The 25,086-nt window shown below is 63.5% G+C and carries 22 protein-coding genes and 1 pseudogene; 13 read left to right on the plus strand and 10 right to left on the minus strand.

What is annotated here, in order from left to right; translation table 11 throughout:
- Positions 1-19: 19 nt before the first annotated feature.
- The 4 genes from AC3RCP_RS25600 to AC3RCP_RS25615 form a co-directional block, all read right to left on the minus strand.
- A complete protein-coding gene (locus AC3RCP_RS25600) occupies positions 20-529 on the minus strand; it encodes a GNAT family N-acetyltransferase (RefSeq protein ID WP_492570773.1) in 510 nt (169 codons plus the stop codon).
- A gap of 39 nt (positions 530-568) precedes the next feature.
- Positions 569-1,207, minus strand: coding sequence for a LysE family translocator (locus AC3RCP_RS25605; protein ID WP_007930534.1), 639 nt, complete (start codon positions 1,205-1,207; stop codon positions 569-571).
- Positions 1,208-1,234: 27 nt separating this feature from the next.
- The gene (locus AC3RCP_RS25610) at positions 1,235-1,669 is read right to left on the minus strand and encodes an NUDIX hydrolase (RefSeq protein WP_101338962.1); all 435 of its coding nucleotides are present in this window, start codon (positions 1,667-1,669) and stop codon (positions 1,235-1,237) included.
- A gap of 234 nt (positions 1,670-1,903) precedes the next feature.
- Positions 1,904-2,176 (minus strand): type B 50S ribosomal protein L31, encoded by a 273-nt coding sequence (locus AC3RCP_RS25615; RefSeq protein ID WP_009045397.1) that lies wholly within the window; start codon positions 2,174-2,176, stop codon positions 1,904-1,906.
- A 149-nt stretch (positions 2,177-2,325) separates the two neighbouring features.
- On the opposite strand from AC3RCP_RS25615, the pseudogene AC3RCP_RS25620 reads away from it, so the two are divergent.
- From AC3RCP_RS25620 to AC3RCP_RS25630, 3 genes and pseudogenes are all read left to right on the plus strand, one after another.
- Positions 2,326-2,472: pseudogene (locus tag AC3RCP_RS25620) on the plus strand (LuxR C-terminal-related transcriptional regulator); the annotation flags it as partial.
- Between the two features lie 129 nt (positions 2,473-2,601).
- The gene (locus AC3RCP_RS25625) at positions 2,602-4,221 is read left to right on the plus strand and encodes an FMN-binding glutamate synthase family protein (RefSeq protein WP_101338964.1); all 1,620 of its coding nucleotides are present in this window, start codon (positions 2,602-2,604) and stop codon (positions 4,219-4,221) included.
- A gap of 66 nt (positions 4,222-4,287) precedes the next feature.
- Entirely contained in the window at positions 4,288-4,572 is a 285-nt protein-coding gene (locus tag AC3RCP_RS25630; RefSeq protein ID WP_097134934.1) for a putative quinol monooxygenase, read from the plus strand.
- Positions 4,573-4,594: 22 nt separating this feature from the next.
- Here AC3RCP_RS25630 and AC3RCP_RS25635 read toward each other — a convergent pair whose 3' ends face one another.
- From AC3RCP_RS25635 to AC3RCP_RS25645, 3 genes are read right to left on the minus strand one after another with little or no spacing between them, the layout of a single operon-like run.
- The gene (locus AC3RCP_RS25635; RefSeq protein WP_492570772.1) at positions 4,595-6,103 is read right to left on the minus strand and encodes a glucosyltransferase domain-containing protein; all 1,509 of its coding nucleotides are present in this window, start codon (positions 6,101-6,103) and stop codon (positions 4,595-4,597) included.
- 1 nt (position 6,104) lies between these two features.
- Positions 6,105-7,046, minus strand: coding sequence for a glycosyltransferase family 2 protein (locus AC3RCP_RS25640; RefSeq protein WP_053262475.1), 942 nt, complete (start codon positions 7,044-7,046; stop codon positions 6,105-6,107).
- Complete coding sequence (locus AC3RCP_RS25645; protein WP_101338966.1) at positions 7,043-7,417, minus strand: GtrA family protein; 375 nt, start codon at positions 7,415-7,417, stop codon at positions 7,043-7,045. The genes AC3RCP_RS25640 and AC3RCP_RS25645 overlap by 4 nt, the downstream gene beginning before the upstream one ends.
- A gap of 370 nt (positions 7,418-7,787) precedes the next feature.
- On the opposite strand from AC3RCP_RS25645, the gene AC3RCP_RS25650 reads away from it, so the two are divergent.
- Together AC3RCP_RS25650 and AC3RCP_RS25655 are read left to right on the plus strand one after the other, a co-directional pair.
- Positions 7,788-8,384, plus strand: a complete 597-nt coding sequence (locus AC3RCP_RS25650) for a papain-like cysteine protease family protein (RefSeq protein WP_087090097.1) — start codon at positions 7,788-7,790, stop codon at positions 8,382-8,384.
- Positions 8,385-8,394: 10 nt separating this feature from the next.
- Complete coding sequence (locus AC3RCP_RS25655; protein ID WP_492570771.1) at positions 8,395-8,994, plus strand: hypothetical protein; 600 nt, start codon at positions 8,395-8,397, stop codon at positions 8,992-8,994.
- A 121-nt stretch (positions 8,995-9,115) separates the two neighbouring features.
- On the opposite strand, the gene AC3RCP_RS25660 is transcribed toward AC3RCP_RS25655, so the two are convergent.
- Positions 9,116-10,537, minus strand: a complete 1,422-nt coding sequence (locus AC3RCP_RS25660; protein ID WP_007923136.1) for an amino acid permease — start codon at positions 10,535-10,537, stop codon at positions 9,116-9,118.
- Positions 10,538-11,118: 581 nt separating this feature from the next.
- Here AC3RCP_RS25660 and AC3RCP_RS25665 point away from each other — a divergent pair.
- The 3 genes from AC3RCP_RS25665 (at position 11,119) to AC3RCP_RS25675 (ending at position 15,865) form a co-directional block, all read left to right on the plus strand.
- Positions 11,119-14,226 carry a transglycosylase domain-containing protein gene (locus tag AC3RCP_RS25665; protein WP_007923134.1) on the plus strand — a complete coding sequence of 1,036 codons (3,108 nt, stop codon included), beginning with the start codon at positions 11,119-11,121 and terminating at the stop codon, positions 14,224-14,226.
- Between the two features lie 281 nt (positions 14,227-14,507).
- Entirely contained in the window at positions 14,508-15,083 is a 576-nt protein-coding gene (locus AC3RCP_RS25670; protein ID WP_101338968.1) for a PadR family transcriptional regulator, read from the plus strand.
- Positions 15,080-15,865, plus strand: a complete 786-nt coding sequence (locus AC3RCP_RS25675; RefSeq protein WP_101338969.1) for a siderophore-interacting protein — start codon at positions 15,080-15,082, stop codon at positions 15,863-15,865. Before AC3RCP_RS25670 ends, AC3RCP_RS25675 begins: the two co-directional genes overlap by 4 nt.
- A gap of 65 nt (positions 15,866-15,930) precedes the next feature.
- On the opposite strand, the gene AC3RCP_RS25680 is transcribed toward AC3RCP_RS25675, so the two are convergent.
- Positions 15,931-16,599, minus strand: coding sequence for a Pr6Pr family membrane protein (locus AC3RCP_RS25680; RefSeq protein WP_492570770.1), 669 nt, complete (start codon positions 16,597-16,599; stop codon positions 15,931-15,933).
- A gap of 9 nt (positions 16,600-16,608) precedes the next feature.
- Positions 16,609-16,839: a VF530 family protein gene (locus AC3RCP_RS25685; RefSeq protein WP_007923118.1), complete on the minus strand. Its 231-nt coding sequence runs from the start codon at positions 16,837-16,839 to the stop codon at positions 16,609-16,611.
- A 350-nt stretch (positions 16,840-17,189) separates the two neighbouring features.
- On the opposite strand from AC3RCP_RS25685, the gene AC3RCP_RS25690 reads away from it, so the two are divergent.
- The 5 genes from AC3RCP_RS25690 to AC3RCP_RS25710 all read left to right on the plus strand — a co-directional run bounded on the left by AC3RCP_RS25690 (position 17,190) and on the right by AC3RCP_RS25710 (position 24,998).
- Complete coding sequence (locus tag AC3RCP_RS25690; RefSeq protein ID WP_492570769.1) at positions 17,190-19,229, plus strand: TonB-dependent receptor; 2,040 nt, start codon at positions 17,190-17,192, stop codon at positions 19,227-19,229.
- A gap of 303 nt (positions 19,230-19,532) precedes the next feature.
- Positions 19,533-20,906, plus strand: a complete 1,374-nt coding sequence (locus AC3RCP_RS25695; RefSeq protein ID WP_492570768.1) for a carbohydrate porin — start codon at positions 19,533-19,535, stop codon at positions 20,904-20,906.
- A 130-nt stretch (positions 20,907-21,036) separates the two neighbouring features.
- A complete protein-coding gene (locus AC3RCP_RS25700) occupies positions 21,037-23,457 on the plus strand; it encodes a glucose/quinate/shikimate family membrane-bound PQQ-dependent dehydrogenase (protein WP_492570767.1) in 2,421 nt (806 codons plus the stop codon).
- A 711-nt stretch (positions 23,458-24,168) separates the two neighbouring features.
- Positions 24,169-24,489 (plus strand): hypothetical protein, encoded by a 321-nt coding sequence (locus AC3RCP_RS25705; RefSeq protein ID WP_062824756.1) that lies wholly within the window; start codon positions 24,169-24,171, stop codon positions 24,487-24,489.
- A 215-nt stretch (positions 24,490-24,704) separates the two neighbouring features.
- Positions 24,705-24,998, plus strand: a complete 294-nt coding sequence (locus AC3RCP_RS25710; RefSeq protein ID WP_038576166.1) for a hypothetical protein — start codon at positions 24,705-24,707, stop codon at positions 24,996-24,998.
- The last annotated feature ends 88 nt before the right edge of the window (positions 24,999-25,086 follow it).

The following is a 25,086-nucleotide window of genomic DNA, read 5'->3' on the forward strand; positions in this document are numbered from 1 at the left end:
CCTGCAGGAACGGGGACTGTCAGAGGGGGGAGACAACTTCACGCCACAGGTGGAGCTTGTCGAAGTACTCGACGCCCACCCGCACCGCCAGCGGCTCCAGGCCGAACTGGACGAAACCGCAACGCTGGTACAGCGCCAGGGCGGCGTCGTTGCCGGCGGTGACCGTCAGTTGCACCAGCCGCACCCCAGGGCGTTTGCGCGCCTCCTGCAGCAGCGCCTGGACCAGCCGGTAACCCAGGCCGCCGTGGCGATAAGGCGGCGCCACATACAGGCCGAACAGCGTGGCCTTGTGCCGGGCTTTTTCCCGGACCTCGAACGCCAGGCCGACGATGCCCATCAGTTCGCCATCCTCGAAAGCCCCCAGCAACAGGTCCAGCGGGCTGCTCAGCCGCGACTCCCACCAACTCAAGGGCATCACCGCACGTTCGACGACACTGGAAGTAAAGGCCTGCGGATGATGCTCGTAGGCTTCGAGCATCAGCGCGCGGTAGGCAGCGGCGTGACCGGCATCGAGGCGCTGGATGGACATGGTCGGTCGAGGCCCCCGGGCCGCAGGTGAATGAAACGGTCAGACCGTCTGGCGTTGTTCCAGCAGCAGACGCACCGCCAGCCCGGCCAGCACGAAGCCCATGAAATAACGTTGGGTCGCCAGCCACAGCGGGTTGTGCACGAACCAGGCGGCGATGCCCGAAGCGAACAGCGCGATCAGCAGGTTGACGCTGAAGCTCACGCTGATCTGGGTCAGGCCGAGGATGATGCTCTGGGTGAACACCGAACCGTGTTCCGGGCTGATGAACTGGGGAAAGACCGACAGGTAGAACACCGCGATCTTCGGGTTCAGGGCGCTGGTGAGAAAACCCATCAGGATCAGCTTGCGCGACGAATCCGGCGGCAACTGCTGCGCCTCGAACGGCGAACGCGCGCCCGGCTTCAGGGCCTGCCAGGCCAGCCACATCAGGTACAGAGCGCCGACCCACTTGAGCACTTCATAGGCCACCGGCACCGCCATGAAGACCGCGGTCAGGCCGATCGCCGCGGCGAACAGGTGGACGAAGAAACCGGCCACCACGCCGACCAGCGAGGTCACGCCTGCCCGGCGCCCCTGGCAGATCGAACGGGAGATCAGGTAGATCATGTTGGGGCCGGGGGTCAGCACCATCAGCAAGGCTGCGGCGATGAAGATCAACATGTCGTGAAGGGGAATCATGATGGGCAATCCTTTGTCCTTGAAAAATCAGGCCGAGGCCAGTTGCGAGGCGCGATAGAACGGCAAGATCAGGTCGCGTGTCAATGGGGCCAATGTGAGCTCGTCGCCAGCCTGCGGATCGATCCAGCAGACCTCCTCGATTTCCGCCGCGGGCCGGACCTCGTCGGTGTCCAGATCGAGGCGAAACAATTCGGCCTCGACCACAAAACCCGGCTCGTTGGCTGCCGGTGCGGAAAAACGTCCCAGGTAACGGGCGTCGGCCGGGGCGATCCGCAGCCCGAGTTCTTCTTCCAGTTCACGGGCCAGGGCCTGGGCCGGCAACTCGTCCGGCTCGATCTTGCCGCCCGGCTGCATGAAGGCCAGGGTGCCGCGCTTGCGCACCAGCAGGGTACGGCCGTCCGGGCCGATCAACAGGGCCGCGGCGATACGGATAAGGGGGGATGCAGCGCTTGAAAGAGTCATGAAAAACCTGGATCGGTTACGCGAGGCGGCAAGGATCCCATGACTGGCGAGGCGTCGTCACGACACAGTCGGCCGCTGTTTTTTCCATACACCCGGCGCCTCGGGCGGGACCAAGCGCTTGCCACCCAGGCCTTCCATGGGCGGGTTGGAATAGAGAGGGGAATGGACCAGAGGATGCCGCCCGCTCCTACAGGGATGCAGGAACCAGCGGCTGTGCGGCAAGGGCCGGGGCCCTCAAGCGTTGCCGGTCTTGCCGGACGAACCGAACGAAGCGAAACGCTTGTTGAAGCCGGCGATCCGCCCTTCGGACTGGGTCTTGCGCTGCTGGCCGGTGTAGACCGGGTGCGAGGCGCTGGAGACGTCGAGGGTGACATAGGGATAGGTGTTGCCATCGCTGTGGCGCTGGGTGCGGTCGGTGTCCACGGTGGAACCGATCAGGAAGTACACATCCGCGGCGGTGTCGTGGAACAGTACGGTGCGGTAGGCGGGATGGATATTGGCTTTCATGGCAGTCTCCGAGGGCTGGGTGATGATTTAATTCGTTATACAGTAACATTATCCAACCATGGAAACGAGAACCAGTTGCAATAAGGAAAGCAGCAAATCGTCTATCGCCCTCATCAACACCTGGCACCAGGGCGGACACCTGATGCTCAAGCGGTTGCTCCCGCAAGGAGATCGCTCGTAAGCTGCAAACCTTTGCCGAAACCGTGAACGTCCATAAGAAACACATCTACGGCAAGCGGGGCATCAAGTCCCGGTCCGAACTGTTTTCGATTGTTCTCCAGGCGCGCACTGCCTGACGCCTGAAGCTGCCCTGTGCGCGCACTGGCTGCGCCACAGCCGTTCTCTACAACAACAAGATCGTTGGCCACACAAGAAGAATGAGTACCCAAAAACGAAATCTATAGAGTCCGAACCAAGGAAACCGTATGAGCCTGTCCCTCCTGAGCCGCTACGCCTTCTTTGCTGCCTGCGTGATTTTCACCCTCGCCAGCTTGCCCTTTCTCGAACATGACTGGCTCTGGCCAATCACCCTGGTCACCTTCCTGCTCAGCCTGCTGGGCATTTTCGACCTGCTGCAAAGCCCCCACGCGGTGCGCCGCAACTACCCGATCCTGGGCAATATCCGCTACCTGGTGGAAGGCATCCGCCCGGAAATCCGCCAGTACCTGCTGGAGTCCGACAGCGACGCCCTGCCCTTCTCCCGGGCCCAGCGCTCGCTGGTCTATTCGCGAGCCAAGAACGAAAGCGCCGACAAGCCGTTCGGCACCCTGGTCGACGTCTACCAGTCGGGTTTCGAATTCATCGGCCATTCCATGCGCCCGGCGCCCCTGAGCGACCCGAGCACCTTCCGCGTCACGGTCGGCGGCCCGCAGTGCAAGCAGCCCTATTCGGCCTCGGTGTTCAACATCTCGGCCATGAGCTTCGGCTCCCTCAGCGCCAACGCCATCCGTGCCCTCAACCAGGGCGCCAAGCTCGGCAACTTCGCCCATGACACCGGCGAAGGCAGCATCAGCCCTTACCACCGGGAAAACGGCGGCGACCTGACCTGGGAACTGGGCAGCGGTTATTTCGGCTGCCGCACCAGCGACGGCCGTTTCGACCCGGAGCGTTTCGCCAGGCAGGCGCAGGACCCGCAGGTGCGAATGATCGAAATCAAGATGAGCCAGGGCGCCAAGCCCGGCCACGGCGGCATCCTGCCCAAGCACAAGGTGACCCAGGAAATCGCCGATACCCGCGGCATCCGCATGGGCGAGGACTGCATCTCGCCATCGAGTCACAGCGCCTTTTCCACGCCGATCGAAATGATGCATTTCATCCAGCAGCTGCGTGAGCTGTCCGGCGGCAAGCCCGTAGGCTTCAAGTTCTGCCTCGGCCACCCGTGGGAGTTCATGGGCATCGCCAAGGCCATGCTGGAAACCGGCATCCTCCCCGACTTCATCGTGGTCGACGGCAAGGAAGGCGGCACCGGCGCGGCACCGGTGGAGTTCACCGACCACATCGGCGTGCCAATGCGCGAAGGCCTGCTGTTCGTGCACAACACCCTGGTGGGCCTGAACCTGCGCGACAAGATCAAGCTCGGCGCCAGCGGCAAGATCGTCAGCGCCTTCGATATCGCCAGTGTGCTGGCCATCGGCGCCGACTGGGCCAACTCGGCGCGCGGCTTCATGTTCGCCATCGGCTGCATCCAGTCGCAAAGCTGTCACACCAACAAATGCCCGACCGGCGTCGCCACCCAGGACAACCTGCGCCAGCGCGCGCTGGTGGTGCCGGACAAGGCGCAGCGGGTGTTCAGTTTCCACCGCAACACCCTCAAGGCCCTGGCCGAAATGCTCGCCGCCGCCGGCCTGAATCACCCGTCACAACTGGAAGCCAAGCACCTGGTACGACGCATGTCGGCCACCGAGATCAAGCTGTTCTCGCAGCTGCATGTGTTCCTCAAGCCCGGCGAACTGCTCACCGGCGCGGTCAGCGGCGAGTTCTATTCGCGCATGTGGCAGCTGGCGCGCGCCGACAGCTTCGAGCCCAACAGCGAAGCCGCGGCCTGACCGGCCACACTCGGCGCCCCGCCGCAACGGCGGGGCGCTATCCATCATGCAAAGGATGCAACCCAAGTGCTCAAAGTCATCGCCGAAGATTTCATCAAGCCCGAACACCTCGACACCGTGCGCCCCTGGTACGCCGAACTGGTGGAGAAAACCCGCCAGGAGCCGAACTGCATCGCCTACGACCTGTTCGTCGACCAGCAAGACCCGGGGCACTTCATCTTTATCGAACAATGGCCAGACCGCGCGGCGCTCGAGGCCCATTGCCAGACCGAGCACTTCACCCGCCTGGTGCCACAGATCAACGCCTTCCAGGCCAGGGAATGCCGTGTGCTGCTGATGGATCAGTTCTGATCCAGCGGATAAGCCCGGCGCCTCACCAGTGCAGCGTCTTGATCGGCGCCGGTTCCTTCATGACGATAAAACCGTAATCGCCCAGCAGATAGATCCGGTAGTAGCGGCTGTCCACCAGCGGTGGATAGCCCTGGTAACCGACCAGGGTCGCATTGCGCCGCTCCCTTTCCGCGACCACGTTGGTAATACCCACCTTGGGCAGGTTCTCGGCCAGCATGAAGAAGTCGATGTTCAGCAGGTAGTGCAGCACCGGCATCTGCTTGAACGAGCCCGCGGCCGCCAGCAGCCAGTGATCGGAATAGGTCACCGACATATAGATGCGCTTGGCCTCGCGCAACGGCCGGTGGCTGGTGATGTCGCGCTCAAGGCTCGACAGCGCGCTGGCCACCAGGGTTTTCTGCACCGTCAGCACTCGGCCATAGGCGAACGACAGCGCCAGCATCGCCAGCAGCGGCACCATCAGCAGCAGCGGCAAGCGCTCATGCAGCGCTGCCAGCGCCAGGTGGCTCAGATAGAACAGCAGCACCCACAACACCGCGAAGCCCATCAAGGTCCGGGCGCCTTCATTGAAGTCGCGGAAAAACAGCGCGATCCCCGACACCAGCACAAGCACCAGCGGCAATGCCAGCAGGCAGACCAGGGCCATCACGACTTTTTTCAGGCCGCTGTCCGGCCGCTGGAACAGGTTCGCCCCCAGCCGCACGCAACCGGCCAGGGCGCACAGCGCCAGCGCGGCGAACACCCAGGCGAACCCGCCGTGAAACAGCAGCACGACTTTTTCCAGCACCCTGGCGATGTTGACTTGCAGTTGCAGCAAGGGCTGCGCCGACCCATTCAGCAGCAAGGTGCGGGTCTGTTCCATGAAGGGGTAGGCGGTGACGCAATAGATCATCCAGCCCAGGGCCGCCTGGGCGATCTTCCAGCCGATCGTTTCCCACCAGCGCGACCAGGCACTCTTGTCATTGGCGCCGCGGATCACCTCCAGGCAACACAGGCCCAGGAACACATTGATGCTGATCTGATACAGCCCGATGGCCAGCGCCACCAGCAAGGCCGGCACCAGCCATTGCAGTACACGGTACGGGTTGCGATAGGTGATGGCGTAGATCACCGCCACCAGGCTCAAGGCCATGGCCGGGCCGTCGTATTGATACGACAGGTTCTGCAGAAAGAACGGGTTGTACCAGAGCGGCAACAGCACCAGGCAGCAGGCCGCCGTCGGCTGCGGGTAGTAATGGAACGTCAGGCTGGTCAAGGCCGCGGCCATGGCGAGCGTGGCGATCAGCAGCGGCAAGGGAAAGATGTTTGGCGCAGCGCCGCTGAAGGTCAGGGCGTTGTAGAACAGCTCGGTAAACAGCCGCCCCTGCTCCGTCCAGGCGGTGCCGGCCGACAGAGAGCGCCAGTTGTCATCGATATAGGGAAAGTCCGCGAGGATCAGCGGCAGCACATACAACAAGGTGGCGCACAGAAAAAACAGCCAGGCCTGGCGACGCCCGAGTTCCCCGCTGAGCAAGCTGCCCATTCTGTCCATGCTAGAGCCCCAGGCGGTCTTTGCCGCCGATGACGTCCTTGATCACGTAGCGCGGCCGATGCTTGGCCTCGATGTAGATACGGCCGACGTACTCGCCGAGGATGCCGATGCCGATCAACTGCACGCCGCCGAGAAACAGAATGGCGGTCATCAACGAAGGGTAGCCGGGCACGCTGTTGCCGAAGAAGATCTTGTCCAGGACCATGTACACCGCGTAGAGCACGGCGAAAATCGAGATGCCGCCACCGATGTAGGTCCACAAGCGCAACGGCACGGTGCTGAACGAGGTGATGCCTTCCAGCGCCAGGTTCCACAGTTTCCAGCCATTGAACTTGCTCTTGCCCGCCACCCGTCCGGCGCGCTCGTATTCCACCACCACCGTGGTGAACCCGGCCCACGACAGGACGCCCTTCATGAACAGCTGATGCTCGGGCAGGGTCCGGATCACATCGACCACCTTGCGATCCATCAGCCGGAAGTCGCCGACGTTCTCCTCGATCCGGGTGTAGGCGATACGGTTCAGCAGGTGGTAGAACAACGCCGCGCTGCTGCGCCTGAGAAAACTGTCGGCCGTGCGCCTGCGGCGTTTGGCAAGGACCACATCGGCACCCTTCTGCCATTCCTCGATCAGCCGTGGGATGACGCTGATCGGGTCCTGCAGGTCGACGTCCATGGGAATCACCGCATCGCCGCTGGCGTGCTCCAGCCCGGCGAACAACGCCGGCTCCTTGCCGAAGTTGCGCGAAAAGTTGATCAACAGCACCTGCTCGTCCATCTGCGCCAGGGCCTTGACCTCTTCGGCCGTGCGGTCGGAACTGCCGTCGTTGATAAACACGATCTCGACTTCGCCCTGCTCGAACCGCAACTCGCGACGCACCGCCTGGTAAAACAGACCGATGGCCTGCTCTTCATTGAAGACCGGAACGATCAGCGAGATCTTCATCGTTCACACCCGCGGAACACCAGGTACTTGGCGAACAGAAAACCCGCCACCAGGCTCAGGGCGGAAAACACCAGCACCGTCAGCAAGCCGGGCAGCCGCCACACATCCCCGGCATGCCCGACACCCAGGCTCAGCGCCCCCATGCCCCCCAGAAACAGCAGATAGCCGCCGACCGAGGCCCTGGCGGCGAAGGTGAAGCGCGCATTCATATAGAAAGAAAACGACGCCGCGACGCAAAAGGCCGCCAGGTTACTGAGCGCCTGGCTGAGGCCAGCCACCAAGCTCAGCAAAAAGAACACCAGCCAGTGGATAAAGGTATTAGCGATGCCGATCACCGTGTATCTGGAGATTCCCTTCCATAAGAGTCTCATTGGTGACTCTCCCGCGTTGAATGTTGCTCAACTTGTATGGCAGGTTTTTCTGCCCATCGATTGGCGAAATCGCTGATCCGGCGGTCTTTCAGACGTGTGGCATCCAAGCCGGCCTGCATGGGCCGTCGTCGTGCAAGCCCCCTCCCAGGCCTTCTCTGGCCTGATTGCCTATCCACAACGAATTGCACAAATGCATATTTAAACTTGCATCAATGCATATTGCAGCTAAGGTTACCCCTGAGCCCGACCGGAGCAGGCCATCGAGGATGGCGAACCCTACAGGCCGGTCACGGGCTTGCGAAAAACGCTGCATCGCCACACGCAACAACGACACAAGCTGGACGCTTGTTTTCACTCATGGAGGATGAAAATGTTAACCCTTGAAGACACACCCTTTACCCGCACAGGTCCTGCCGAGGCACTGCCACAGTGCCTGGTCGGCACCCTGCTCAACGCCGGACTGAGCGAAGTCGACGACAGCGCGGAACACGCCGCCCTGGCCGCCAGCCTCAACTTCAGCATTCAGCAGCAAACCCAGACCAACTGGTGCTGGGCCGCGCTGTCGGCCTCGGTCGGCAACTTTTACCGCACCGGTTCCTGGACTCAATGCGGGGTTGCCAACACGGAACTGGGGCGCAATTCCTGCTGCAACCAGCCAGGGCCATGCAACGTGTATGGCTACCTGGACTCGGCCCTGCGCACCACCCGCAGTTTTGGCGGCATGAGCCAGGGCTCGATCCAACTCTCGGCCATCGACAACCAGATCAACATGGGACGCCCCGTTGGCCTGCGCTGTGCCTGGTTTGGCGGCGGCGCGCACTTTCTGGCGATCTATGGCACCAACGGCAGCTACCTGCTGATTGCGGATTCCATCTACGGCTATTCGACCCGTGCCCTGAACACCTTCCCCCGTTCGTACAACGGCGGCGGCAACTGGACCACCACCTACTTCACCCGGAAAAACTAAGGAGGGCAGCATGCAACTGACTTATCCCAAGGCACCCGCCAACGGCGCTCAGGTACTGCGCCCGGCTCTCCAGGCGGCCCTGCAGAGCAAAGGCTTCGGCGTCAACCGCCAGCTCGCCCAGGCCACCGCCAGTAAAGTGAGCCTGTCCGAGCCCTACCGCGGCTACTCGCTGAGCCTGGAAGACCTGGCCCAGGGCAAAGGCCTGCAGCAGGCCACGCTGGGGGACTGGCATTACCTGGTATTCAGCGACGGAGTCTCGATTGCCGACGCGCAACTGGCGGAAGTCGCCGGCCAGGTCGAGTTCTCGTCGCTGAACCACGGCGCCCTGGCGTCGGCCACGGTCAATGCGCTGAACCTGGCGGAAAAGGCGCCGCACCTCAAAGGCCGGACCTTCGAGCTGCGAGTGTTGTTTGTCTCGGCGCTGCATGTCGCGGCGATCTGGCTGCACGCCAGCGATGAAGACGTGCTGATCCCCATCGAACCAACGCCCAAGCACCTGGCGAGCACCAAGCTGTACAGCGAGGCCGCGTTGCTGGCCCTGCTGGCGCCCGCCGCGCAACAAGCGAAAGCGGCGTTCGATGCGGACACCACAGGGCTGTTGGGGAGCTGACCGTTCACCGGGCTGCGGTGAGCGGGCGATTGCAACACTAAAACCCGGAACCGCAGAAACAGCGCCCGCATAAAAAAGCCCCGGTCACTGACCGGGGCTTTTGGTTTTATCGCCTATGGCGTTACGACGCCGAACGCACCGCGCCCTGTTGGGCATTGTTCGGTTGCAGCTTGAACAGGTAGAACAACGCCGTCAGCAGCACCAGGAACGCCGGCCCCACATACAGCGCCACGCGGGTGTCCGGGAAGTAGGCCATCAGCCCCACCACCAGCACCAGGAACGCCAGGGCCAGGTAGGAACTGACCGGGTACAGCCACATGCGGTACTTCAGGCCGGCACGTTCCGAGGCGCTCAGGCCTTTGCGGAACTTGAGCTGGGCCAGGAGGATCATCACCCAGGTCCAGATCGCGCCGAAGGTGGCGATGGAGGTCACCCAGACGAACACTTTCTCCGGCACCAGGTAGTTGAGCAGCACGCCCAGCAGCAAGGCGAAGATCGACAGCAGCAGCGCGCGACGCGGCACGCCGTTGTTCGAGGTCTTGGCAAAACCGGCCGGGGCCTGGCCGTTCTGCGCCAGGCTGTAGAGCATGCGCCCGGTGCTGAAAATGCCACCGTTGCAGGATGACAGCGCGGCGGTGATCACCACGAAGTTGATGATGCCGGCGGCGGTCTTGATGCCCAGGCGCTCGAAGGTCATCACGAACGGGCTGCCCTGGGTGCCGATTTCGTTCCACGGGTAGATCGACAGGATCACGAACAGCGCGCCCACATAGAACAGCAGGATGCGCCAGAACACCGAGCCGATGGCGTTGGGAATGGTCTTCTGCGGGTTGCGCGCTTCACCGGCGGTGAGGCCGATCATCTCCACGCCCAGGTAGGCGAACATCACCATCTGCAGGGACATCAGCACGCCGGTCACGCCGTTGGGCATGAAACCGCCGTGGGTCCACAGATTGGAGATGCCCAGCGCCACGCCGTCATTGCCGAAACCGAAGGCAATGATGCCGACGCCACCGATGACCATGGCGATGATGGTAACGATCTTGATCAGGGCGAACCAGAACTCGAACTCACCGAAGGCCTTGACCGCGATCAGGTTGATCGAGCCCATGCTCACCAGGGCCGCCAGGGCCCAGATCCAGCGCGGCACATCGGGGAACCAGATGCCCATGTACACCGCCACCGCGGTGATTTCCGCGACACAGGTCACCAGCCACAGGAACCAGTAGTTCCAGCCGGTGAGAAAGCCCGCCAGCGGGCCGAGGTAGTCTTGCGCGTAACGGCTGAAGGAACCCGCGACCGGGTTATGCACGGCCATCTCGCCGAGGGCGCGCATGATCACCAGAATCGCCAGGCCGCCGAGGATGTAGGACAGCATGATGGCCGGGCCGGCCATTTCGATGGCCTTGGCCGAACCGAGGAACAGGCCGACGCCGATACAGGCGCCAAGCGCCATCAAGCGAATATGCCGTTCGCCGAGTTCGCGTTTCAGCGGGCCGCCTTGAGCGGTCTCGCCTTGGGGCAGGTGGTTGCCAACTGGCATAGGGATACAACCTCATCTTGTTATTGGATATGAGCCACCGAGTCTGTGAGGCACGGATGGATAACCCGTGCCAACCAGATCGGATCGACCTTGTGGGCCGACACGTCTTGTAGGACAAATCCTGCAAGATCAGTGGGGTGTGCAGTATAAAAAGCTGACGACAGGCTTTTTCACTCTATAAACAGCTAAATTTAGAGAGAAATCTCGGTATTTTCGGGTTTTACCGAGTGGCATTACCTGGAATTTTCGCCGTTTGTCATTTTTGAACGGCGCCGAGTATTGCACAGCCATGGTGCAGCGTCATGCCCCTACCTAGGACCTATTTACTGGTCGCGATGGCTCTATCTCAAGCTTCTTTTGCCTCGCCCCATGCCCTGTAGGAGCGAGCTTGCTCGCGATAAACCCGAGGGCGCCGCGATGCTTTGGATACACCGAGCCATCGTTGACGACCATCGCGAGCAAGCTCGCTCCTACAGGGGGAGATGAATGCTTTCAGGTCGCGCACAAATTTTTCACCATTGCCTACCACCGTCTAAGCTTCAGACAAGTCCGATCAATCTGCGTGAATGGATCAGTCGACTATGGGTGCTTTGCGACAGACCGATTCGAGTAAAAAAGTAGTGCCAACTGATCGCGTGGAAGAAGCGCCTATCCCTGAGAAATCCCATTCAAGCCGGCTTTGGTGGCGGCTGTTCTGGCTATTGCTGCTGATGGCGCTGATCGCACTGGGCTTTGCCGCGTCCAAGGAAATGCGCACCTCGAAACTGCAAGCGCGCGAGCTCAGCAAGTTCGCCGCGGACCTGAACTATTCCATGGTGCCCGGCCCCAGCGATGCCATCGTCTACCCCGGCGCCGGGCCCTTCGACAAGCGCCTGGGCTACAGCGCCCTCGATGATTTTCTGGCGCGCCTGCTCAAGCGCGGTTACGTGGTGGAGGCCCAGACCCGCTTCTCCCCCGCCTTGATGAACTACAGCGAAAACGGCTTCTTCGTACCCTATACCGAGAAGATTCAGGCCGGGCTGTCGATCACCGATTGCCGCGCGGCGCCGCTCTATCAATTCAAGTACCCGCAACAGCTCTATTCGAACTTTGCCGCCATCCCGCCGGTGATGGTGCGCAGCCTGCTGTTCATCGAGAACCGCGAGTTGCTCGACCCCGACCAGCCCCTGGCCAACCCGGCGGTGGACTGGCCGCGCTTCGCCAAGGCCGCCTGGTCGCAAGTGGCCAAGCTCCTGCACTTGCCAGGGCAGACGGCGGGCGGCAGTACCCTGGCGACCCAGCTGGAAAAGTACCGGCACTCGCCGGACGGCCTGACCGTGTCCGGCGCGGAAAAGATCCGGCAGATGATTTCCGCCAGCGTGCGTGCCTACCAGGGCGGCCAGCAGACCCTCGAGGCCCGGCGGCGCATCATTCGCGACTACCTCAACAGCGTGCCGCTGTCGGCCGTGCCCGGCCACGGTGAAGTGCATGGCATGGCCGAAGGGCTGCGGGTCTGGTACGGCGCCGACTTCGCCCAGGTCAACGAGCAGCTGGCGAGCACCGCCAGCGATCCGCAGAGCCTGGCGCAACGCGGCCTGGCCCTGCGCCAGGTGCTGTCGTTGATGATCGCCCAGCGCCGGCCTTCGCATTACCTGTCCAAGGGCCGCCGGGAACTGGCCGAACTCACCGACAGCCATATCCGCGTGCTGACCCAGAATGGCGTGATCGATGCGCCGCTGTCGGCCGCCGCCCTGGCCAGCAAGGCCACCTTCCGCGACTGGGTGCAGCAACCGACGATCCAGCCGATCGAAACCAACAAGGGCATCAGCGTCGCCCGCAGTCGCCTGGCCGGCTTGCTCAACCGGCCGCTGTACGACCTCGATCGCCTCGACCTGTCCGCCACCAGCACCCTGCAAAGCGACCTGCAACGCCAGGCCACCGAGTACCTCAAGCACCTGGCCGACCCAGTGTTCGCCGCCGAGATCGGCCTGCTCGGCGAACGCCTGCTGACACCGACCAGCACCACCCAGGTGCGCTACAGCTTCACCCTGCTCGAGCTGACGCCGGACGGTTCGCGGGTGCGGGTCCAGACCGACAGCACCGACCAGCCCTTCGACATCAACGAAGGCAGCAAGCTGGAGCTGGGCTCCACCGCCAAGCTGCGGGTCCTGACCACCTACCTGCAGATCATTGCCGAACTGTACGAGCAGTACGGCGCCGAAACCCCGGCGGTGCTGAAGAAAGTCGAGATCGCCGAACAGGACCGCCTGAGCCGCTGGGCCGTGGACTACCTGATCCAGAACAGCGACCGCAGCCTGCCGAAAATGCTCGAGGCGGCCCTGGATCGCAAATACTCGGCCAGCCCCGGCGAGAGTTTTTTCACCGGCGGCGGGCTGCACACCTTTCATAACTTCCGCAAGGAAGACAACGGCCGCATGCCGACCCTGCGCGACGCCCTGCGCGAGTCGATCAACCTGCCCTTCATCCGCCTGATGCGCGACCTGGTGCGCTACAGCACCTACGCCGGCCCGAGCAACAGCGCCAACCTGCTCAAGGACGACGGCGACCCGCGGCGCCAGGAATACCTGGCCAAGTTCGCCGACCGCGAGGGCACTTCTTTCCTCCTGCGGTTCTGGAAGAAATACCGCAACAAGGACACCCAGGCGCGCCTGGACACCTTCCTCGACAGCATGCACCCGACGCCGATCCGCCTGGCGGCCGTGCACCGCTACCTGCTGCCGGAAGCCAGCCAGGAGAGTTTCAACAGTTTCGTGCGCTCGCACCTCAAGGGCGCCAAGCTCACCGAGAAACTCACCGACGAACGCCTGGACAAGCTCTATTACAGCTACGGCCCCGGTTCCTACGACCTGCCCGACCAGGGCTACATCGCCAAGGTGCACCCGCTGGACCTGTGGCTGCTCGGCTACCTGCTGAACCACCCCGACGCCAAGTTCAGCGAGATCGTCAAAGCCAGCGAATTCGAGCGCCAGGAGGTCTACAGCTGGCTGTTCAAGAGTCGGCACAAGAGCGCGCGGGACAGCCGCATCCGCACCATGCTGGAGATCGAGGCGTTCCTCGACATTCATCAGCGCTGGCAGAAAGTCGGTTATCCGTTCGACCACCTGGTGCCCTCACTGGCGACCGCCATCGGCAGTTCCGGCGATCGCCCTGCGGCGCTGGCCGAACTGGTCGGCACCATTCTCAACGACGGTGTGCGCATGCCGACCCTGCGCATCGACAGCCTGCATTTCGCCGCCGATACGCCGTATGAAACCAAGCTGGTCAACGACCCGGCCGAGGGCAAGCGGGTGATGCCTTCGGAAGTGGCCACGGCGCTGCGCGGCGCCCTGTCGCAAGTAGTGGATGCCGGTACCGCCAAGCGCCTCTCCGGCAGCTTCAAGCTGGCCGACGGCACGCCGCTGGCCATGGGCGGCAAGACCGGCACCGGCGACAACCGTATCGAGGCCATTGGCTCCGGCGGGCGGATCCTCAGCTCGAAATCCATCAACCGCACCGCCACCTTCGTGTTCTATATCGGCGAACACCACTTCGGCACCCTGACCGCCTATGTGCCAGGCGTCTCGGCGCAAGCCTTCAAGTTCACCTCGGCCTTGCCGGTCCAGGTGCTCAAGGGCATGGCACCGATCCTCACGCCGTACCTGCAACCGGGCAGCAATACCCAATGCCTGGGCAGCCTGGCCCAACGCTGAAACCTCCCCCCGCAACGTAGCCGCCTGTAGCCGCTGCCGAGCCTGCGATCGGCTGCGTAGCGGCCGCAAACCGGGCAACCCCATTGCTCCAGGTATCACTGCGGAGGCCGTTTTGCGAGGACTGCGTCCTCGATCGCAGCCTCGCGGGCTCGGCAGCGGCTACGGGCTGTCTCGACTCTCCCCCTCTGCGACAAACGGCTGGTGCGGCCAGCACGGAAGTACTTGCGCGGTCATTAAGATATATCTTAAGTTATGTCTTAACCGCACAGGAGAAAGAGAAAATGAGAGAACACCACCACCCCCACCGTGAGTACGGCGACGGCCACGACGGTTTCGAAAAACGCCCCGGGCGCGAACGCGGCGGCCGTGGCCCGCGGGTCTTCGCCCCCGGCGACCTGAAGTTGCTGTTGCTGGCGCTGATCGCCGAGCAGCCGTGCCACGGCTACGACCTGATCCGCCAGATCGAAGGCATGTTCGATGGCGCCTACAGCCCCAGCCCTGGCGTGATCTACCCGACCCTGACCTTCCTCGAAGAGAGCGAACTGATCAGCGGCGACGCCGAAGGCGGGAAAAAACGCTATAGCGTGACCGAGACCGGCCGTCTGTCCTTACAGGACCAGGCGATTGCCCTGGATGGCGTGCGCATGCGCATCGACGTCAGCAAGCGCTCGCTGCGCGGCCACGATCGCCCGGCAGAAATCCACGAGGCGGTGCACAACCTGCGCCACGCCCTGCAGATGCACCACGGCCGCTGGAACCCGCAAGAAATCCTGCGCGTCCGCGACCTGCTGAACAACACCGCCCGCGCCATCGTCGACGGCCCGGCCCCCTCTTCCACTCAGGAGTCAGCTGAATGACCGTAGACACTTCGCCATCGATTCATCGGGTCAGCCACGAGATCAAACGCCGCCGCCTGGAAGTGCTGCGGGTGGTCGACCTGACCCCGCGCATGCGCCGCATCACCCTGGGCGGGCCGGAACTCGCCGGTTTCATCAGCCTGGGCAGCGACGACCATATAAAGCTGCTGTTCCCGCAGAACGCCGAACAGCAGGCGGCCCTGGAAACCCTGGTGCTGGGCCCGGGCAAGGACAACGGCGCGATGCCGGCCATGCGCGACTACACGCCACGACGCTACGACCTGGACATCGGTGAACTGGATATCGATTTCGTGCTGCACGGCGACGGCCCTGCCTCGACCTGGGCCGAGCAGGCCAAGCCCGGTCAGTTCCTGCATATCGGCGGGCCGCGCGGCTCGATGATCGTGCCGGACATCTTCGACAGCTACCTGCTGATCGGCGATGAAACCGCGCTGCCGGCGATTGCCCGGCGCCTGGAAGAATTGCCAGCCGGGCGCCGGGTGCTGGCGGTGATCGAGATCCAGGACGCCGCCGAGCGCCAGGTGCTGCAGAGCGCGGCGCAGGTCGAGGTGATCTGGGTCGAGCGCGACGGCGGCCAGCAGGACCTGATCGGCACCGTGCGCGGGCTGCAGGTACCGAGTGGCAAGCTGTACGCCTGGGTGGCCACGGAAAGCAAAGTCTCGCGGCAGATTCGCCGGGTGCTGCTGGACGAACACCGGCTCGACGACGAGTTCGTCAAGGCCGCCGGTTATTGGCGCCTGGACAGTAGCGAAGAAGAGTGACGGACTGCCAAGCCTCGTCCCTACAGACCCGCCTCTGTAGGAGCGAGGCTTGCCCGCGAAAGCATTCAGCCAGATGACACCGAGCCAGCTCCCCGCCACCGATCAATGCCCACCAACAGCAGCGCCACCAGCACGAACCCCGCCAGAATCCCCAGCGCATTCACGAACGCCTGCGCATAGCCCAGCTTGCCCACGTCGACAAAAGGATAGGGATACAGCCCCAGCACGTGCCCGCGCAGCAGCACATAAGCGAAGTACAGCAGCGGGTAGAGCATCCACCCGGCGACATGCCGCAGCCCCAGGCGCCCCTTGGGCACGCAGCACCACCAGTAGACGAGAAACAGCAGCGGCATCACGTCGTGCAGCAACTCGTCCGCCACCAACTGCCAGCCCTGGGGATGCCACAGGTGACGCAGCAACAGGTTGTACGCCAGCCCCACCACCACAATGCTGACCGCGATGCCGCTGCTGACCCAGGGTTGCAGAAAGAACCGCTGCCCGCGCGAGCTGCGCAGGTTCAAGCCACAGGTCAGCACCACCGCCACCAGGGTGTTGGTGAGCACGGTGAAGAAACTGAAAAAGTTGATCAGCCCGCCCAGCAGGCTGGCGTCCACTGTCCAGCGCAGATGGAGGATCAGGTACAGCTGGATCGTCAGCCCCGCCCAGCCGAGCAACGCGGCCAGCGCAGTGAACAGCCGTTTGCCGCCTGAAGGAAAAACCGGCTCGACAGCCATCGAAGGTCCTTAGAGCGGGCGTTTGGTGCGCTGCAGTTTCACGTACAGCTGCTCGACTTTCTCCCGCGCCCAGGGCGTCTTGCGCAAGAAGGTCAGGCTCGACTTGATGCTCGGGTCGCTCTTGAAGCAACGGATATCGATGCGCTCGGCCAACCCCTGCCATTCGTAGTGTTCCACCAGCGCCTTGAGGATCTGTTCCAGGGTGACGCCGTGCAGCGGGTCGTTGTTCGTTGCAGTCATGCCGGGCCTTCGAGCAAGAGAAAAAGGAAGTCGCGCACCTTAGCCGAGGCTTCGAGCCCGTGGAAGGGCGAACACTCATCAACTGTAGCCGCTGCCGCAGGCTGCGATAGCGCCGAAGGCGCTCATGCACCTGAGATCGCCGCGAGCGTTCCGCTCGATCGCAGCCTGCGGCAGCGGCTACATCGGAACGAATGCCCCCTTCTCCTGAAAAAGTTCCTTTCTTTCTGCGCAGAAAGAGATGTTATATTGTATCAATACAAAACAAACCCCTGATCCAGACACCTCGCCGTGTCACGCCTGTTCTCTTTTGACTCAAAGCGCACAGCCTTGCGCTTGCCAAGGAATGACCGATGTCCCTCTCTGCCCCCCGCCCTTCTCGCTCCTTACTCTGGCGCCTGACGCCGCTGTCCGCCGCCTTGCTGTTCGCCTCCCAGGCCCACGCCCTGGAGCTGCAACCGCAGGTCATCACCGCCAACCCCCTGGGCAGCCAGCAAACGGCAGCGCCGAGCACGGTACTGGAAGGCGACGAGCTGACCCTGCAACAACAAGGCAGCCTCGGCGAAACCCTGAATAAACAGCCGGGCGTGTCTTCGTCCTACTTCGGCCCGGGCGCCAGCCGGCCGATCATTCGCGGCCTGGACGGCGATCGCATTCGCCTGCTGCGCAACGGTGTCGGCGCCCTGGATGCGTCGTCGCTGTCCTACGACCACGCCGTGCCACTGGACCCGGTCAACGTCGAGCGCATCGAGATCGTCCGTGGCCCGGCCGCCCTGCTGTATGGCGGCAGCGCCATCGGCGGCGTGGTCAACACCTTCGACAACCGCATCCCCACCGCCGCCATCGAAGGCATCCACGGTGCCGGTGAATTGCGCTATGGCGGTGCCGACACCACCCGCAGCAGCGCGGGTAAGCTGGAAGCCGGCAACGGCACCTTCGCCTTGCACTTGGACGCCAACTCGCGGCAGTTCAACGACCTGAAAATCCCCGGCTACGCCCGCAGCCGCCACGCCCCAGCGAGTGAAGACGGCGATGGCAAAAAGGGCCGCCTGGGCAACAGCGACGGCCGTCAGGACGGCGGTGCCATCGGCGGTTCCTACACCTGGGACGACGGTTACGCCGGGCTGTCCTACAGCAACTACGACTCCAACTACGGCTCGCCCGCCGAAGACGACGTGCGCATCCGCATGAAGCAGGATCACTACGCCTTCGCCTCGGAACTGCGCAACCTCGACGGCCCTTTCAGCTCGCTGAAATTCGACGCCGGCTACACCGATTACGAGCACCGCGAAATCGAAGGCGGCGAGACCGGCACCATTTTCAAGAACAAGGGTTACGAAGCCCGGGTCGAAGCGCGCCACCAGCCCCTCGGCCCGCTCAATGGGGTGATCGGCACCCAGGTCAGCCGCAGCGAGTTTTCCGCGCTCGGCGAGGAAGCCTTCGTACCCCAGACCGATACCGACAGCGCCGCGCTGTTCATCCTCGAAGAACTACAGGCCTCCGAGCGCCTGAAACTCAGCCTCGGCGGGCGCCTGGAACACACCCGCGTCGACCCGGACAGCAAAGGCAACGAGCGCTTCAGCCAGGCCGACAGCTCCAACAGTTTCACCGCCGGCAGCCTGTCGTCCGGCGCGGTCTACACCCTGACGCCGATCTGGTCCGTGGCCGCCACCCTGGGCTACACCGAACGCGCGCCGACCTTCTACGAGCTGTATGCCAACGGCGCCCACGTGGCCACCGGCACCTATGAAGTCGGCGACGCCAACCTGTCGAAAGAAAAAGCCGTGTCCAGCGACCTGGCCCTGCGTTTCGACAACGGCACCCACAAAGGCAGCGTCGGGGTGTTCTACAGCCACTTCTCCAACTACATCGGGCTGCTCGGCAGCGGTCGTACCCTCAACGATGAAGGCGAGGAAGACGCCGGCGGCATGCCGGAATACACCTACTCCGGGGTCCGCGCGCGGTTTGCCGGGATCGAGGCCCAGGACCACTGGAAGCTCGGCGAAAGCGCCTACGGCAAGTTCGCCCTGGAACTGTCCGGCGACTACACCCGCGCCAAGAACCTGGACAACGGCGAAGCCCTGCCACGCATCGCGCCGCTGCGCCTGAACAGCGGCCTGTTGTGGGAACTGGATCGCTGGCAGGCGCGCATCGATGTCGAACACGCCGCCAGCCAGCGTCGCGTGCCGGACAACGAAAGCGGCACCGACGGCTACACCACCCTGGGCGCCAGCGCCGGTTACCACTTCGACATCGGCAGCAGCCAGTGGCTGGCCTTCGTCAAGGGCGAGAACCTGACCAACCAGACCGTGCGTTACGCCAGCTCGATCCTGCGCGACATCGCCCCGGCCCAGGGGCGCAGCATCGAGGTCGGCTTGCGCACCACCTTCTGAGGCTCTGACCCGCGACGGCCTGCAATGGGCCGTCGCGCCACGGCTTTCCTGGCATTCACCGCGCCAGCAGGCCCTGTGCTCCAGGCGGCGAGGCAGTACTGTTACCGAATCCGAAATGATTCATGTCAACAAAAGCCCTTTCTCTCGCCTGGCCCCTGATTTATTCTTCGCGCCGCTCAGGCTGAAACCTTTAATCCTGCCCTTTGAATCAGCTGTATTAACGTGCTCGCACTGCCGCGAACCGAGCCACGTCGAGCCTTTGCTTGCCTGCCCATTTCCTTGAATAAGACCAAGACTTCACCTATGCCAGACGTTCAAACCTTTAAAGACAGCGCTGTCTCTCACCCTGCCGCCCTGCACCAAACCATGGCCCTGCTCAGCGCCCTCGGCCTGGCTACCTGCGCCCAGGCCGCGCCGGCCTTCGACAGCGAGTCCCCGTGGATGCTCGGCGACTGGAATGGCAACCGCACCGAGCTGGCGAAAAAAGGCTACGACTTCAAGATCGACTTCGTCGGCGAAATGGGCGCCAACCTGCATGGCGGTTACGACCATGACCGCACCGCGCGCTTCAGCGACCAGTTCGCCTTCGGCAGCCACCTGGACCTGGGCAAGATCCTCGGCTGGAACGATGCCGAGTTCCAACTGACCATCACCAAGCGCGACGGCGACAACATCAGCAACGACCGCATCAACGACCCGCGGGTCGGTGGCTTCACCTCGGCCCAGGAAGTCTGGGGCCGCGGCCAGACCTGGCGCCTGACGCAGATGTGGTACCAGCAGAAATTCTTCGACCAGAAGCTCGACATCAAAGTCGGTCGGTTCGGCCAGGGCGAAGACTTCAACAGCTTCCCCTGCGACTTCCAGAACCTGGCGTTCTGTGGCTCCCAGGTCGGCAACTGGGCCGGCAGCGTCTGGTACAACTGGCCGGTCAGCCAATGGGCGCTGCGGGTCAAATATCACCTGACCCCTGAGCTCTACGCGCAGATCGGCGCCTATGAGCAGAACCCGTCCAACCTCGAGCGCGGCAATGGCTTCAAGCTCAGCGGCAGCGGCACCCAGGGCACCCTGCTGCCAGTGGAACTGGTGTGGACGCCGAAGCCGGGCGGGCTGCCGGGTGAATACCGCGCCGGCTACTACTACAGCAGCGCCAAGGCCAGCGACGTGTACAAGGACAGCAACGGCCAGCCGGCGGCCTTGAGCGGCGAGGCCTATCGCAGCAGTTCGAGCAAGCACGGCCTGTGGCTGGGCGCGCAACAGCAGATCACCAGCCTGGCCAGCGACCACTCGCGCGGCTTGAGCCTGTTCGCCAACGCGACGATGCACGACAAGAAGACCAACGCCATCGACAACTACGTCCAGGCCGGCCTGGTCTACAAGGGCCTGTTCGATGCACGCGCCAAGGACGACATCGGCTTCGCCATGGCCCGGGTCCACGTCAACCCGGCCTACCGCAAGAACGCCGAAGCGAGCAACCAGGCCAACCTCATCCAGGACTACGACAACCCGGCCTACCTGCCGCCCCAGGACACCGAATACAGCGCCGAGCTGTACTACGGCGTGCATGTCACTAATTGGCTGACCGTGCGCCCGAACCTGCAATACATCCGCCACCCGGGTGGCGTGGACAAGGTCGACGACGCGCTGATCGGCGGGATCAAGATCCAGAGCTCGTTCTGAGGCGCACCGGCAACGCGCCCAATCTGAATAAAACTGTTTTTCCCAAACACCGCTGAACCATGCCCGCGCCTGATCGTCATCTACAGTGAACAAGCGCGGGACTACCTTAAACGTCACGGAGAACCACACTATGAGCACTGAGGGTGCTTCAAGTCCGAGCCGCCTGCTGCCGAGCCTGCTCGGTATCTTGCTGCTGCTAATGGGCCTGGCCATGCTGGCCGGGGGGATCAAGCTGAGCATGCTCGGCGGCTCGCTGTACTACCTGCTGGCCGGTATCGGCCTGATCGTCAGCGGCGTGCTGCTGCTGGCCGGTCGTAGTGCCGCGCTGCTCGTCTACGGAGTGGTGCTGTTCTTAAGCTCCGTCTGGGCACTGTGGGAAGTCGGCCTGGACTGGTGGCAACTGGTGCCACGCCTGTCGCTGTTCTTTGCCCTGGGTGTGGTTCTGCTGCTGCCGTGGTTCCGTCGTCCGCTGCTGCGCAACGGCCCGGCGCCTGTGAGCACCGCGGTACTGGGCGTGGCTGTGGTCCTGGCCGGCGGTGCCGCGATCAACAGCCAGTTCACCAATCCGGGCGAGATCTCGGGCGAACTGGGCCGTGCAAGCGCCGACACCGCCAGCGCCGCGCCGACCATGCCCGAAGGCGACTGGCAGGCGTATGGCCGCACCGAGTTCGGCGACCGCTACTCGCCGCTGACCCAGATCACTCCGGCCAACATCGGCAAGCTGCAGGAAGCCTGGCGCATCCGCACCGGCGACATGCCGACCGCCAAGGACCCGGTGGAAATCACCAACCAGAACACCCCGCTGAAGGTCAACGGCATGCTCTATGCCTGCACCGCCCACAGCCAGGTGCTGGCGCTGGACCCGGACACCGGCAAGGAAATCTGGCGTTTCGACCCAAAAATCCAGGGCCCGAACGGCGATGACTTCCGTGGCTGGGCACACATGACCTGCCGCGGCGTGTCGTACTACGACGAAGCCAGCTTCAACAAAAGCGACGCCATCAGCACCCCGGCCAGCCTCTCGGCCGCCGGCCAGGCGATCGCCGCCAGCTGCCCGCGTCGCCTGTTCCTGCCGACCGCCGACGCGCGCCTGATCGCGATCAACGCCGACACCGGCAAGGTCTGCGAAGACTTCGGCAACAAAGGCGCCGTGGACCTGAAGGCCGGTATCGGCCCGTTCACCCCGGGCGGCTACTACTCGACGTCGCCAGCCGCCATCACCCGTAACCTGGTGATCATCGGCGGCCACGTGACCGACAACGAGTCGACCAACGAACCGTCCGGCGTGATCCGCGCCTTCGACGTGCACGACGGTCACCTGGTGTGGAACTGGGACGCCGGCAACCCCGACGTCACCACGCCACTGCCGGAAGGCCAGACCTACACCCGCAACTCGCCGAACATGTGGTCCCTGGCCAGCGTCGACGAGAAGCTGGGCCTGGTCTACCTGCCGCTGGGCAACCAGATGCCTGACCAATGGGGCGGCAACCGCACCGCGGGCGCCGAGAAGTTCAGCGCCGGCACCGTGGCCCTGGACATCGACACCGGCAAGTTGCGCTGGAACTACCAGTTCACCCACCATGACCTGTGGGACATGGACGTGGGCAGCCAGCCGACCCTGGTGGACATGAAGACCGCGGACGGCATCAAGCCGGCGCTGATCCAGCCGACCAAGCAAGGCAGCCTGTACGTGCTGGACCGTCGCGACGGCACCCCGATCGTGCCGATCCAGGAAGTACCGGCGCCGGGCGGTGCGGTCGAAGGTGACCACACCGCGCCGACCCAGGCCCGTTCTGACCTGAACCTGCTGCCGCCGCCGCTGGAAGAAAAAGGCATGTGGGGCGCCACGCCGTTCGACCAGATGCTGTGCCGCATCCAGTTCAAGGAACTGCGCTACGAAGGCCAGTACACCCCGCCGTCGATCCAGGGCAGCCTGGTCTATCCGGGTAACGTCGGTGTGTTCAACTGGGGCAGCGTGTCGATCGACCCGGTCCGCCACCTGCTGTTCACCAGCCCGAACTACATGGCTTTCGTTTCCAAGCTGGTGCCACGCGCCGAAGTCGCCGCCGGCAGCAAGCGCGAAAGCGAAACCTCCGGTGTGCAACCCAACACCGGCGCGCCTTACGCGGTGATCATGCATCCGTTCATGTCGCCGTTCGGCGTACCTTGCCAGGCCCCGGCCTGGGGCTACGTGGCCGGTATCGACCTGACCACCAACAAAGTGGTGTGGAAGCACAAGAACGGCACCAGCCGCGACAGCTCGCCGGTACCGATCGGCCTGCCCATCGGCGTGCCGAGCATGGGCGGCTCGATGGTCACCGCCGGTGGCGTGGGCTTCCTCAGCGGCACCCTGGACCAGTACATCCGCGGTTATGACGTGAACAACGGCAAGGAACTGTGGAAATCCCGCCTGCCAGCGGGCGGCCAGGCCACGCCGATGAGCTACACCGGCAAGGATGGCAAGCAGTACGTGCTGGTGGTCGTGGGTGGCCACGGCTCGCTGGGCACCAAGATGGGCGACTACATCATCGCCTACAAACTGTCGGAATAAGCCTTACCGGCGGTGAATGAAAAGGCGGCTACCTGCGGGTAGCCGCCTTTTTTGTGGGTGGCGTTTGGAGGGAGTTTCTTCGGCCTTTCATTTTTGTATTGCCCGGCCTGACGTCATCGCGAGCAAGCTCGCTCCTACAAGGACGGTGCAATACCTGTAGGAGCGAGCTTGCTCGCGATAGAGCCCGCCCAACCACCACCAGCCTCCCGGGCGATAACGATTCATGTAGCCGCTGCCGAGCCCGCGAGGCTGCGATCGTCTGCGCAGCAGACGCAAGGGCGGTATCCCCCATCGGCCTGAGACACCGCGTTGTCTGGTTTGGCGTCCGCTTTGCGGCCGATCGCAGCCTCGCGGGCTCGGCAGCGGCTACAGGGCCAATATTGATCCGAGATCGGTGTGGCAGTGGTTATAGCGAAAATTCCTACAACACGCGTCGACTCCCATCACCTTGTCCCGCCGGGCCCCGGACTCTATGGTTTGGTCTGTCACTGCAAACTCAGTGACAGGGTGTGGAAGCCCTTATATCGTTAGGCGCGCAAAGCAACGTGAGTCAGGCGTTTTTTCGCCTGCACTTTATGGCGGCTGTGCGTGGGGCACTCTTGAGTGCGCCGGGTGCCTAACGTCCCGGTCTTCCACACCTGCGTACAGCCGCCACCTGATTACGTGGAAGTGATTTCTGGCGACTCCGACTCATACGTTAGGAACAGACCAATGAAAAAACTCACTCCCGATCCACCCGCGCTCATCGACGACACCTCACCCCGCCGCTACATGGCCCTGACCAGCAACGACTGCACCATCCCCGCCTTGCTGATCGACACCGAGGCGCCATTGGATGTGCTGCACGAAGCCGCCGCCCACCGCATCCGCGCCGCGGCCCAGTTGCTGGAAAACCTCGCCAGCGACGCCAACCTGCACGGCAACCCGGCGCTGCTCCAGGATTTCGCCCAGCTCTGCGTCATCCCCCTGCGCGACGGTTGCGACCTGCTGGACGTACTCGGCCGGCGCCTGCAGGAACAACTGCTGAGCTGAACCTCGATCCGGGGCCGGCGACCTTCTGCCGGCCCTGACCCCATACCCCGCCCCTCGCAATTGCAAAGGGACATTAGCCCATCTGTGCTAATCGACCCTCCCCCACCCCGACGATATAGTGCCAACCACTCACTCGCTCTTCTCAACACCGCCGCTCTGCGGTGTCGGGGTCGGCTGCGCCGTAGAAAACACAACAATGCCAAGGAAGAATCGCCATGAACCTCCACCCCACTGCTCGCCCCCTCGCCCTGCTGAGTATCCTGGCGCTCGCCCTGGGCGGTTGCGCCATTGCCAAACCCAGCAACGACGACCTCAAGAACCGCGCCCAGACCACCCTCGGCAAGCCCGTGACCACGGTCTCCAATGTGCGTAGCGACGCGTCCCAGACCTACTTCACCGCCAGCACCAGCAACGGCGAATACAATTGCGTATTGCCCAGTGGCGGCATGGTCGCCTTCGCCTCCATGGGCGGCGTCGTGGCGCTCCCCGCAGAGTGCACCAAGCAGTAAGCCGCGGCCCATCGCCGAGGGTTCATGGCGCCAGACTTCACCCCGTGAAGCAGGGCCTGCAGATCTCTGGCTGCAGCGCCCGGTGCGG

It is taken from the genome of Pseudomonas sp. GW822-FHT05A08 (genome assembly GCF_058800485.1).